The 12,908-nt window shown below is 73.3% G+C and carries 7 protein-coding genes; 3 read left to right on the forward strand and 4 right to left on the reverse strand.

What is annotated here, in order from left to right; genetic code table 11:
• Positions 1-17 precede the first annotated feature (17 nt).
• On the reverse strand, positions 18-1,226 hold the full coding sequence (locus NBY69_RS33385) for a 3-deoxy-7-phosphoheptulonate synthase (protein WP_250305715.1): 1,209 nt from the start codon (positions 1,224-1,226) through the stop codon (positions 18-20).
• 338 nt (positions 1,227-1,564) lie between these two features.
• On the opposite strand from NBY69_RS33385, the gene NBY69_RS33390 reads away from it, so the two are divergent.
• A complete protein-coding gene (locus NBY69_RS33390) occupies positions 1,565-2,053 on the forward strand; it encodes a cold-shock protein (protein ID WP_250305716.1) in 489 nt (162 codons plus the stop codon).
• A 118-nt stretch (positions 2,054-2,171) separates the two neighbouring features.
• On the opposite strand, the gene NBY69_RS33395 is transcribed toward NBY69_RS33390, so the two are convergent.
• The 3 genes from NBY69_RS33395 to NBY69_RS33405 all read right to left on the reverse strand — a co-directional run bounded on the left by NBY69_RS33395 (position 2,172) and on the right by NBY69_RS33405 (position 7,179).
• On the reverse strand, positions 2,172-2,861 hold the full coding sequence (locus NBY69_RS33395; RefSeq protein ID WP_250305717.1) for a response regulator transcription factor: 690 nt from the start codon (positions 2,859-2,861) through the stop codon (positions 2,172-2,174).
• Positions 2,858-3,766: a PAS domain-containing protein gene (locus tag NBY69_RS33400; protein ID WP_250305718.1), complete on the reverse strand. Its 909-nt coding sequence runs from the start codon at positions 3,764-3,766 to the stop codon at positions 2,858-2,860. The genes NBY69_RS33395 and NBY69_RS33400 overlap by 4 nt, the downstream gene beginning before the upstream one ends.
• Positions 3,767-4,320: 554 nt before the next feature.
• Positions 4,321-7,179, reverse strand: coding sequence for an AAA family ATPase (locus tag NBY69_RS33405; RefSeq protein WP_250305719.1), 2,859 nt, complete (start codon positions 7,177-7,179; stop codon positions 4,321-4,323).
• Between the two features lie 343 nt (positions 7,180-7,522).
• On the opposite strand from NBY69_RS33405, the gene NBY69_RS33410 reads away from it, so the two are divergent.
• A complete protein-coding gene (locus NBY69_RS33410; protein WP_250305720.1) occupies positions 7,523-10,180 on the forward strand; it encodes a LuxR family transcriptional regulator in 2,658 nt (885 codons plus the stop codon).
• Complete coding sequence (locus NBY69_RS33415; RefSeq protein ID WP_250305721.1) at positions 10,177-12,879, forward strand: AAA family ATPase; 2,703 nt, start codon at positions 10,177-10,179, stop codon at positions 12,877-12,879. Before NBY69_RS33410 ends, NBY69_RS33415 begins: the two co-directional genes overlap by 4 nt.
• The last annotated feature ends 29 nt before the right edge of the window (positions 12,880-12,908 follow it).

A 12,908-nucleotide genomic window follows, 5' to 3' on the forward strand; every position in this document is an offset into this window, starting at 1 on the left:
CGGCGCCAGGTCAGCCTTCAGCGACCGGCACCGGTGCCTGACCGGTACAGCTCCGCCACGAGAAAGGCCAGATCGAGCGCGCCGGAGTGGCTGAGGCCGGGGGCCGCGGGCGCATCGGTGACGGTGCCCGCGCCCGAATCCGTACCGGTCAACTCGACGTGGATTCCGCCCGGATGGGTACCCAGGGCCCGGTGCACGTCGAAGAAGGCCGTCACCCGGTCGCGCACCGCGTCGAAGCGGCTGCTCGCACCGCCACGGGGCGCGTCCGATGCCGTGTCGTGCACGGGGTCGCAGATCCAGGTGACCAGATGGCCCTCCGCGGTGACCTTCTCGATCAGCGCGGACAGCCTGTCGCTCCCGGGCCCACCGCCCATGCGGACGAGGAAGGTCAGCCGTCCCGGCTCGCGCGCCGGATCGAGCCGGTCCAACCGGTCCAGCGCCTCGTCGTGGCCGCTGTCGGGGCCGAGTACGACGCCCAGCGGATTGCTGATCGTGGCGGCGTGGTCGACACGTGCCGGGTCGAGTTCTTCTGCGCCCGTCCCCGTGCCCGCCCTCGTCCCCGTACCGAGCCCGACGAAGTGGCCCGCGGTGTTGTACAGCCGCCCGGTGTCCGCGTCGGCCCGGGTGAGCGCGGAATCGTAGTCCGGTAACAGGCCCTCGTGGGAGGCGAAGAGCTCCACCGTGCGCAGCGGTTCGGGCGCGGTGCCGCAGGCCCGCATGAACGTGAGCGCGCGCCCGATCTGTGTGGTCAGTGACTCGTAGGAGGCGCCGCAGGGCGAGTTGGCGACGAAGTCGAGGTTCCAGTCGTGGACCCGGCGCAGATCGGCGTACCCGCCGGCGGCGAAGGCCCGGACCAGGTTCAGGGTGGCCGCGGCGGACCGGTAGCCGCTCACCGGGTTGCCGGCCGGTCCGGCGATCCGGCTGATCTTGACCACGGGCAGGGACGTGGCGTAGGTCAGCAGGGCGGACATCTGGAGCAGAGTCCTCAGCCGGTGACGGATCGTGTCGCCGGTCGCGCCGTCGAACGTTGCCGGGCGGGCTCCGCACTGGAGCACGAAGCCCTCACCGCGAGCGGCCTGCGCCAGCCGCCGCTTGAGCAGTTCACACTCCGCGGCGAGCACCAGGGGCGGGCACGAGCGCAGCTCGGCGGTGGCCTCGCGCACGGGATCGGGTCCCGGCGGCCGGCTCTCCGCCGTACGGATCACCCTGGTCTCGATGTCGGTCATTTCCACCCACCAGCTACCTGACCCCGCGTGTGTCCGACCCGTCCTTCTGCTTTCTCCGAGAAGACGGACCATAATGCGTGATCACACTCGGTGGCCCGGGTTACGGCGAGTCACTATAAGAAGTGCCAGAGGCGGGGGACTTACCCGTTGGCGCAGCCCTCGGACACGCCGGAGATACGGCTCGGCACGGGGTCCCGCGCGGGTGGTGGAATTGCACCTTTTCGTACCGGTGGTTCACCCAGTTGTCGCCCGACGGGACAGTTGGATAGGATCTTGACGCACCGCGAAGAGACCATGCAGTCTTTATGAAATCCTTTGGCATTGGGTCGGTTGAGAAAATGACACAGGGAATGGTAGTCCGGTTCGACGAGGCCAGAGGATACGGCTTCATCGCACCGGACGACGGCGGGGACGATGTATTCGTCCATGCCAACGAGTTGAGTGAGCGCGGCGCCTCCATCGGCTTCGGTACCCGGGTCGAATTCAGCGTTCTCGACGGCGGTCGCGGCCCGAAGGCGTACGGCGTCCATGTCGTCGACACGGCGCCGCCGGGCACCGGCACCGCTGTCGCCGACCGGTCCGGTGACAGCACGGGCCCGGCCGACGCGGCGCCCGGCGGACCGGTCCCGACAGCCGGCGACCAGCCTTCCGCCGTCCGGGGCGAGGGGATCGCCGACGGGCTCTGCGAGGTGTTCTCGAAGGGCGAGTTCACCCGGCACGTCACCGAACTGCTGCTGGCGAACGGCCCCGACCTCACCGGGAAACAGGTCCTCGCCCTCCGCGCGGCCCTGGTGGACTTCGCCTCCCAGCGCGGTTGGGTCGACTGACACACGCGAGCACGGGGCCGACGGTTCGCCCGCCGGCCCCTCCGTTCCCGTCGGACAGCGATCGGACAGCGATCGGACAGCGCTCAGTCAGCAACGGGCCGGGGCACCCGCAGCCGGGTCACACGGACCCGGCGAGCGTCAGCCGGTAGCCCGATCCCTCGACCGCTTCGAGCCGGTGCGGCGCGCCGAGGCGCTGACTCAGTGACGCGACACAGCGGTGGACCGACTCGTGCAGCGTCGTCCTCTTGGCCCGCAGGATCTCGTCGGCGAGCTGCTCGAAGCAGAGCGTCTCGCCGGGCCGCCTGGCGAGCGCGGCCAGGATGCTGAACTCCTCGTCGGACAGCTCGGTCGGGTATCCGTTGATCAGCACGACCCGCTCCCACAGGTCGATCCGCACCGGACCGGCCAGGATGAGATCCCCGGGTGCGGCGCTGCCCGCCGCCGGCTCCGGCGGTTGCCGTCGCCTCATCACCGCCCGTACCCGGGCCAGCAGTTCGGCCAGGTTGTACGGCTTGACCAGGTAGTCGTCGGCGCCCAGGTCGAGCCCCCGCACCCGTGAGGCGTGGTCCGAACGGGCCGTGGTCACGAGGAGCGGAACCGAACTCCTCGCCCGGATCGCGCTGCACAGCGCGAACCCGTCGCAGTCCGGCAGGTCGATGTCGAGGAGAATCGCATCCGGGTGGCTGTCGAGCAGGTCGATCGCGGCCTTGCCGGTACCGGCGCAGACCGCCTCCAGCCCCTGCTGGGTCAGCGCGGCCTCCAGCGCGGCCGACACCCGGGCGTTGTCCTCCACTACCAGGAATTTCAAGACGCCCGCCCCCCGACCGTTCTGCGTCTGCGCTCCTCGTGTGCGTCCTGGCGGCCGTCGCCCCGGGTGCGCTCGGACCCGTTCCGATCGGCACGGATGTACTCCGGGAGCACGGTGGGCGGCCAGCAGCCGATGCTGAACATACCCATCGAGTACGCCTTCGCGGCGAGCGCGGTCCGGTTGGGCACCTTGAACTGCCGCAGCAGGATGCTCACGTGGTACTCGATGCCCTGACGGCTCAGGAACAGCTTGGCCGCGAGCCGTACGGTCGGGTCGCCCGCGGCGACCCCTTCGAGGACCCGCGCCGTGAGGGGCGTCAGCTTCCGCTGGGCGCCGATGAGCACCTGCTGGTCGTCGGACTTCTCGGGCGTGAACTGCACCATGATCATCTTGACCTTGCCGGCGTCGTCGTCGACCGGGAAGGCGCTCAGCTTTCCGGCGAGCGCGGTGTCGTTGAACCACATCGCGATGGACTGCCCCACCAGGCGTGCGTGGTGCCCCTGCACGAGCCTGCCGAACTGGCGCATCAGGTACTGCCGGACGCTCGGGTGGAGGAACTCGGCGAAGCTGCGCTCACAGATGTCGTCGTGGTGCCGGCCGCACTGCCCGCTGAACGCCCCGTTAACGGCCCTCACACGCAGCGTCGGATCAAGAATCGCGAGCCCGATCCCGGACCGCTCGAAGAACGACAGCACCACGTCGCCGTATTCGTCGCTGCGGATCTCCGCGTCGAAGAGAGATGAATCCGCAGGGCGAGAAGTATCGATGGAATTTGTCGACTGCCGAGGTATGAGTGCCACATCGGGCGACAAAGGAAATGGTGAATTTACGGTTGGATCCGGAGTCGAATAAAATTCGGCTCCCTCTCGAATGTCGCTGTCCGTGCCATTCTCTGTGAAGATCATCTACGCCACACCTTCCCCGTTGCGTTTACCGGCGGGCGTCGGGAGCGTAAGCACGGCGGGCCCAGGGGGTCAATGCATCACTGTGACGCGAGTTAACACTGTGGTCGCCCCTGCGGGGTTCGGAGAGCGGGCGGTGCGTGGAGCCGGGACCGACTGCCGTAACCCTGCGGACACCGCCCCCCTGCCCGAAGTCGACGTGCGGGACTTGGCGCCCGCGGCGGACGCGGGTCGGCAGGTACGGAAAGAGGGGATCGGGCCGTCCCGGATAGCCGGTTGGTGCACCGATCGGCTACCGAAGCACCGGACCGCAGCACGGCCGACGGGCCCGGGAACCGCACCGAGGGGTCGAGCCGGTGCAAACGTCCTGCACAGCGCCACTTCCTGTGGTCGAAGACGACCGACAGCGACCGGTGGAACACTCCCCGTGGGCGGATTCTCACCGACCGTACCAGAACCGGAGTACGTTGCCTCCGGCATTGCCAGGGGCGCGTGTCCGCCTCGACCGAGGCTCAACTCACCTTGTAGTGAACGGAGATGAGGTCCTTCGTACCGGCTCACTGGGCGCGGTACAGATCCTCCGGCCGGACTCCCCAGCCGTACGCCGTCGCACCCGCGATCCGGCGCACCACCGGGATCAGTTCCGCCCGGCTGGACACACCCAGCCGTCGGTAGAGCCTCGTCAGGCACTTCTCCACAGCGCGCCGGGTGACATCGAGTTCATCGGCGACGCCCTGATTGGTGCGGCCCAGCGACACCAGTCCGGCGACCCGGCGCTCGGTGACGCTCAGCCAGTCGGTGCCCAGCAGGCCGACCCCGCGCGACTCGCCCTGCCCCGGCTCCGCCCAGCACTTCAGCAGTGAGGTGCCCACCGTGTCGGCGATCCCGTCCGCCTCGGTGAAGAGGTCACGGAAGCCAGGCCGTCCCGCGGCGCGCAGCCGGGTGCCGTACGCCATCAGCGCCCGCCCCAGCTCCAGGGTGTTGGAGCTCTCCCTCAGTACGGCGACCGATTCGGCCAGCAGGGACAGCGCGTACCGGCCGGGAACGAGCGTCCCCCACACCCGCAGGGCCCGGCCCAGGGTCGCCGACGCCCCCCACATGCGGGCCCGGTCGCACTCCTCGGCGATGAGCTCGCGCGCCGTCTCGGTCTCCCCGAGCCGCAGCAGGGCGGGCGCGGCCCAGTACGCCATCGGGAAGAGCGAGGGGTTGTGCCAGCCCGCCGCGGCAGCCCGGCGTGCGCCGTCGACCAGTTCGGCCACCAGGCCGGGCAGTTCGGACATCGGCGCGGTCTGGGCGCGCAGTGCCAGCAGCCCGACGTGCAGGACGGGCATCCCGGCGTCGCGCTGGTCCGCGCACGCGGCCTGCACCTCGCCGATCAGCCAGGGGTCGCGGGTGTCGACCGCCACCGACATCAGACCGAGTACGGACAGCCAGTCGTTGGTTCCGAGCACGACCGAACCGGGGCCGCAGGCGTCCCGCGCGTCCGACCAGGCGTCCGCGAGGAGACCCGTGTGCTGGGCCGCCATCGCCCGCCAGCAGAGCATTCTGGTCCGCTGCCGTTCGTCGCCGCGCCCGCGTGCCGTCTCCAGCGCCATGTCCAGCCAGCTGCGGACGGGTTCGCCCGCCCCGGCCGCCGTGCCGGACGCGATCATCAGTGAGGTCGCCGCGTACCCGGAGGCGGACGAGGCGGGCTCGCGGTCCAGCATCCGCCCCACCAGCGTGGCCACTTCGCCCGCCGGGAGCTGTCCGCCGACGGTCCCGCCGAAGGTGAGGACGGCGACGAGTTCGCGGCCCGCGGAGGTCCCGAGGTCGGCCTGCGGCCCCAGTTCCCGCAGTCGCGCGACCGCGTCGGCCGACGCGGTGGGACTGCCGAGTCCGGCCAGCCGGGCACGGGCTTCGAGCCGGGCCGCCAGGTCAGCGGTGCCGGGGTCCGGCGTCCCCGAGCCGGCCAACGCCGCGCGGGCGCACTCGATCGCCTCGTGCGCGGCGGGCGACGCAGCCGCGGACAGGGTCAGCGGCACGCAGGCCGCGACCGCCGCGCGTTCCCGGGCGGACCCGAGCAGCGGCGCCGCCTGGGCGAGGTGTCGCAGCATCGCGGAGGTGTCGAAGTCCTGTTCCGCATCGGCCAGCGCGGCCAGGTATCCGCCGCGCCGGGGGCTGTCGAGCGGGAATTCGCGCAGCGCCCTGCGCAGGTAGCGGATCGCGCGGTAGTGGTCGCCCCTCCCGCGTGCGTCATCGGCTGCCTCGTGCAGGATCCGGGCGGCATGGGCGTGCACACCCGGGCCGACCTCCAGCAGGTGTCCTGCCACTTCCTCGGCCGGGTGGCCGGACGCGTGGAGGAACGTGGCGGCGCGCCGGTGCAGATCGTCGCAGGCCGCGAGGGAGTAGCTGTCCTCGGCGATCTCCCGTACGCACTCCCACAGCACCTCCGGTCCGTATCCGTCGGCGGACCAGCCGAGTCTGCGCAACGCCCGTTCGGCAGCGGCCTGTTCGGCGGGGTCCAGCCGGGCGAGGCGGGCGATGAGCTGCCCCTCCGCGGGGCCGCCGAGGAGCGCCGCGCAGTAGGCGTAGCGGCGCACCGGCTCCGGGTGGCCGCTCAGCGCGGCGGCGACCCGGCCGCGCAGGCTCCACGGCGCGGGCCTGGCGAGGGCGGCGGCGAGCAGGTGGGGGTGTGCGGGCCGCCGTATCCCGGCCAGGCGTTGGCACAGGGAGTCGAGGAGCGCGGGATTGCCGCCCGCGGCCCGCGCCCACGCCCGGCTCCCCTCGTCGGAGAGGAGGACGGACCGCTGCCCGAGGAAGGCCCTGGCGCCGTCCGCGGTGAGCGGTCCGAGCCGGATGACACGATCGGCGGCGTTCAGCATGTCCTGCACGGCGGGCAGTTCGGCCTCGGCCTCGCCGTCGCAGACCGTCACCAGCACGAGCAGTCCGGCCGGGCCCGTTGCCGTATCGGCGAACAGCCGCGCCAGCCAGTCCAGTGATGCCTCGTCGGCCCACTGCAGGTCGTCCACCAGGATCGCGACGGCGGTGTGCGCGGGGGCGCGGCCGGACGCCGACAACGCGTCCCCGAGGACCGCGCCCGGTACGCATCCGTCCAGCGCCGCGCCGCACGGGGTCCGCGGCGGGGACCAAAGCGGCTCGCCGTCGTCCGCGCCGATCGCGCTTGCGAGGACCTGCCGGGCTACGCCGGACGCGACCCCGTGCTCCAGCCGTCCGGCTGCGGCCCGCAGGACGACGAGCCCCTGCCCGTCCGCCAGTTCGGCGGCCGAGTCGAGGAACGCCGAGCGGCCCGCGCCCGGTGTCCCGGTGACCGCCACGAGTCTTCGGCCACCGGCCAGGACCGGCGCCGTCGCCGCGCCGACTGCGGCGAGGTCCTCCGCCCGGTCGTGGAGCAACGCGGGTGCCTCCGTCGTGTACACGGCCGTCCTCCGCCACGGCCGAAGGCGGGAACGGGAACCGTTCGGCGCCGGGCCGGAAGGAGAGCGGCATCGGTGGTCGAGCGAATGTTGAACGAGACAATACAGTCGACCGACTACAGCGGAACGTCGGGCAGCCGCACGGGATCCGCCCGCTCCACGTCGTGCGATCCGCCCCGTGCCAGGGTGCCGTCAGGACTTCTGAGGACCTTCTGAGAACGGGGCGTCGCTCGCGCACCGGATGTCCGAACTCGGCGGTTTCCACCGGCAGATGGAACCTGGTGTCCACCTCGCTGCCGTACGTTTGTCCGACCTGGGTTCACAGTTTCGTCGTACTGTAAGAATCATGAGCTCGATCCGGTCAGAGCACGACTACGCCTGGACGCCGACCGCGGCCCAGAGACACGGCCTGCCCGATACCGACCTCCTCGGGAGAGCGTGGCGGACGAGCCGGCCACTCGTCCGCGTTCCCGCCGGACCGTCCTCCGCACGCTGCGTCGTCACGCTCGGCTCGCACGCCCCGGCGCCGGTGGACAAGATCGTCCGGCGTATCTGCGGCAGTTACGGGGAGACGGCGACGCTGCGTCGCTTCAGATGCCTCCCGCACGGCATCGGCGCCGAGTACTCCGTACTCCGGGGGCTGTTCGGGGAGCAGAGCGATGCCTGGGCACGGGCCCACCGGACGCCGTCCGAAGCACTCGCCCATGTACACGGGCTCGTCGAGCGGGCGCCTCTGGTGCTGGCCCTGGTCGATGCCCAGTGGTGCGACGCCGGTACGCTCCGCTGGATCGACCAGCTGATGCGCCGTCTGCCCGGTCGGCCGCTGACGGTCCTGCTGTCGTCGTCGCACCGCGCGCTCGGCGCCGCCGACGCGACGTTCCACGAGATCACGACCCGGGACTACTGCACGGTCGCCGAGGTCGCCGACTTCCTGACGGCCGGGGCGGGCCAGGCGGCGAGCCCCGACTACGACGACCTCGTACGGCACGACCCGCACCTGCTGCACGTGGCGCGGGCCGCCGCCGTGCTGCGCAGCACCGACACCGACCTGGTCGGCGCCCTCACCCGTCTCCCCGCGCGGCTGGTCGGCAAGGCGCTGAAGGCCGCACGGAGCACCGGGATGATTCCCGAGCCGATGCCGCCGATGGGGGTGTCGCACCCCGTCGACGCCCTGCTCGCCGAGCTGCCCGAGGCCGAGAGCGAGCGGATGCACGCACAGGCCGCCGCGATCCTCAACGACGCGGCCCGGCCGGTCGGGCAGGTGGCCGACCTCCTGCTGGCGCAGTCGACCCTGGACCGGCCCTGGATGGTCTCCCTCCTGAAGGAGGCCACCGCGTCCGTGTGGCCGAACAGCCCGGCGGACGCGGTGCGTTACCTGTCGCGGTTGCGTCGCCTCGACCCCGACGACGTGTCGACGCGCGTCGACCTCGCCACGGCGCTGCTCGACACCGACCCCCTCGCGGCGCTGGACCAGCTCGGCAGGCCGCTGCCGCGCACCGCGGGGCCGGCCGCCGAGGACCGCACGGTGGTACTGCTCGGACTCATCGCGCTGATGACGGGTGAACGCCCGGACACCCCGCACGCGTTGGACGAGATCCTCGGTGATCTGCGCACCGGGGTCGGCACCGGACCGCTCAGCGCCCGCTGCGCGCCCCGGGCACCCCGGCCGGGCGCCGTACGGACACACACCGGGCCGGCGGAACAGGCCGGGCCGCCGGTGGCCGACCACGCGCTCCGCGCAGGGCCACGGCCCGCCACGCCGCCGGCCACCGCCGCGCCGGGACGGCTCGCACTGGCCACCCGGGCACTGCGCGACGCACTGCGCGGCACCACGTTGCAGGACACGGTCGACGATGCCCACCAGGTGCTCCGCTGCGACCAGCCGCGCAGCGCCTGGGCGACGGTCGCCGCGGCGCGGGCCCTGAGCCTGGCCGACCACACGGCCTCCGCGCTCGACCATCTGGGCCGGGCCGTCGCCGAGAGCCGCCACCGCGAAGAGGTGTGGGCGGAGTGCCATGCCCGTTCGGTACAGGGCTGGATCCTGCTCCGCACCGGCGAGTTGGCCGAAGCCGTGGCCCAGGCCCAGGCCGCGCTGCGGATCGCGGAGGCACACGGCTGGGAGACGCAGACGGCTCTCCCGCTGACCACTCTGGCGATGGCCATGCTGGCCAGGTCGGACACCGACGGTGCGGAGAGGACGCTGCGCAGACTCGACGGCAGGCGGACCGACGGCTCGGTCGGGGAACACCGCCGTCTGATGGCGGCGGCCCTGATCCAGCGCAGGCGTGGCCGGCCCGAGGAGGCACTGGAGCTGCTGGATGCCTGCGGAACGAGCCTGGAGTCGGCGGGTGTCGGCAATCCGGTGTTCACCACCTGGTGGGTGGCGAGCACCGATCTGCTCATGCGGCTCGGCCGTGCGGACGAAGCCGCCGACCGGGCCGAACGGGGACGGCAGTTGGCGGAGCGGTGGCCCACCGGGCGCAGTATCGGCCTGAGCCTGCTCGCGTCGGGGATGGTCGCCACCGGGTCCGCCCGTGCGGAGCTGCTCGCCGAGAGCGTACGGACCCTGGCGACCAGCCCGGACCGGCCGTACCACGTGCTCGCCGAACTGCGCCTCGGCTGCGCCCTGCTCGAACTGGGCGACAAGAAGGCCGCGCGCGCCCATCTGCACGCGGCACGGACCCGGGCGACCCAGCACGGTCTGCTGGTCCTGGCCGGTCACGCCCGTGCCGCGCTGGCGACGGCAGGTGGCCGGGCACCGGCCGTGGGGCGCCTCTCCCAGGGCGTCCTCACCGCCGCCGAACGGCCGGTGGCGGAGCTCGCGGCGACCGGCGCGACGAACCGCGAGATCGCCGACGCCCTCTGTCTGACGGTGCGCACCGTCGAGTACCACCTGACGAACGCCTACCGGAAGCTGGGTGTGACGGGCCGGACGGATCTCGCGGAGCGGCTCGATCCGGACAGCGCGCGGACACCGCCGAGAGCGCTCGGCGATCCGCGATGAGCCCGCAGCACCGGGCCCCCGGCCCGGCGGACCCGGACGGGGACCGGGTCCGGCTGGTGGAGAGGGCGGCGGAGTCGGCGGCCCTGCGGGAAGCCGTGCGGCAGGTGGCGGGCGGGGGGTCGGCCACCGTGGTCGTGCACGGCCCGCCGGGCACCGGCCGCAGCGCCCTGCTCACCGAGGCCGCGGAACTCGCCCGGGATGCCCGGCTCCAGGTCATCACGGTGAGGTGCGCACCCGCCGACCGCGCACGCCGGTACGGGATCGCCGGGGACGTCGTCACCGCGGTGCGAGGCGCCGGTGCGCGATCGGCCGGGGAACCGTCCGGGCCACAGCCACCGCTGGCACTCCTCGTCGACGACACCCAGTGGGCCGACCCGCACTCGCAGCGGTGGGCCCACGCGCTGACCCGTCGCCCGGTGGACCGCCCCCTGCTCCTGGTCCTCACCGGTCACGGCCCGGTGCTGCCGACGGTGCGCGCGGCGGCACGGTACGAGCTGGCGCTGCGCCCGCTGAGCCGCAACGGGGTGCGCACCCTGCTCATCGAGGCGTACGGCGAGCGTTCCTACCGCCCGCTCGTCCCGGCGGCCGTCGCCGCGACCGGCGGCAACCCCGCGGTGCTGCGGGCCACGCTCCACCGCTGTCCGGCCCCGGCCCCGGCGGCCGGTGAACTGGGCGCGGTGGCCGACCAGGTGGGCAGGGACCAGGTACGACGGGCGCTGGCCGCACTCCCCGCGCAGCTGATCGCGCTCCTGCGGGCGAGCGCGGTGGGGAGCGGTGACCTCTCCTTCCGGCAGGTGTACGAGATCGCCGAGGTCCCGTCGTCCTGCGAGCGGGCCCGCGCGGAGCTGGCACACACCGGGCTGCTGGACGATCCGGCCCGGCCCCGGCTGCGCGACCCGCTCATGGCCGACCGGATCCTCGGCCTGATGGACGGCGCCGAGCGGCGTGAACTGTACGTCCGCGCGGTCCGGCTGGGGCGCCGCGACGGGGCACCGGCCCCGGTCCTCGGGCGGCTCGTGTCGCACACCCGGCTGACCGAGGCGTGGGTGCCCCGGATACTGCACGCGGCGGGCGCACACGCCCGCCGGTCCGGTGACCCCGGAGGTGCGGTCGCGCTCCTCGAACGCGCCGTGGACCGCGGGGCCACCGGCGCACTGCGGGCCGAGGTGCTGCTGGAACTCGCCATGGCACAGACCTATGTGCGGCCGGAGGCCGCCGACCGCGGATTCCACCGGGTGCTTGCCGAGGTGACCGAGCCGGAACTGTCCGGGCCCCGGCTCATCGCAGCCGATGTCCTGGCGCTGCGCGGCGGTGGCCGGGCCGCGGCGTGCGCGCTCGCTTCGGCGGGCGGCCGGGACACGGTGCCGGAGGCCGAGCGGCGCACGCTGCTCGGCCTGCACGGTCTGTCGGCCGCCGAACAGCCCACGGCCGGGCAGGCGTTCGCGCCCACCGGTCCCGTCGCGCCCGGCGGTGCCCGCACGGAACCCGCCCCGCCGCCGACCGATCCGGCGCAGGCCGCTGCCGCCGCCTGGCGCCGCTGCGCCCTCGGGACCGAACCGCACGAAGCGCGCCGTCTCGCCGCGGTGGCGCTCACCCGGGCAGCCGTCGCCGCCGGGCCCCTGGCACCCGGACTGGCCGCGGTCCGGGTGATGGCGGTCGCCGAGGACATGGACGCCGCACGCGCCGGTCTCGACCTGATCGAGGCCGAGGCCAGGCGGCGCGGGGTACGCCCCGCTGTCGGTCTGGCCATGCTGACCCGCGCCGAACTCGCCCTGCGCTGCGGAGATCTGCCCCGTGCGCGGGCCCGGCTCGCCGAGACCGTGATCGAGGTGCCCGGCGCCCACTGGCACCCCAGGGAGTTGCCCCGGCTGACCGCGCTGGGGGTGCTCGTCGACCTGGAGTCGGGCCTCGTCGACCGCGCCGAGTCCGCTCTCGCGGCGCCGCTCCCCGACGGGCACGAGTACAGCCTCGGCTGGACCGAGCTGCTGTTCGCGAGGGGCCTGCTGGAACTGTGCACCGGCCGGACCTCCGAGGCCACGACCCATCTGCGCGAGTGCGGCCGGCTGCTGCTCAACGCGGGGTGCACCAACCCCGCCGTCATGCCCTGGCGCTCCCATCTGGCCCTGGCGCAGGCGGCCACCGACCCGGAATCCGCCACCCGGTTACTCGCCGACGAGCTGGCCACGGCGCGCGCCTGGGGGGCGTCGGGCACCGTCGGCGCGGTCTATCTCCGGACCGCTCTCGCGCTGCCGGGACCTGCGGCGGCCAGACATCTGCGGAACGCCGTACGGGTGCTGGCTGGCTCCCCCGCCCGCGCCCGGTACGCCCAGGCGAAGGTGGAGCTGGCCGCGGTACTGCTGGACGACGGACAGCCGGCGAACGGCCGCCGCATGCTGCGCGAGGCGATGGAGACGCTACGGGTGGGCGGCGGGCGCCCGACGCCCCGCGCGGACGAGGTGGCCGCACGGTACGCGGCGCTCGCCCGCACCGCACAGGTCCGCCTGACGGCGGCGCAGCTCCGGGTCGCGCTGTTCGCCGCCGAAGGCTTGCCGAACAAGGCGATCGCCCAGGCCCTGTCCATCTCCCTGCGCGCGGTGGAGCTCCATCTGACCAACAGCTACCGGGCGTTGGGGATCAGCGGCCGGGCCGATCTGGCCGCCGCGCTGGGACTCGGCGACGGCGGCACCCCCACCGGATGAAGCCCCCGGGCGGGCCGGTCCTCGGCGGC

Source organism: Streptomyces sp. A 4/2 (assembly GCF_940670765.1).
GTDB lineage: Bacteria > Actinomycetota > Actinomycetes > Streptomycetales > Streptomycetaceae > Streptomyces.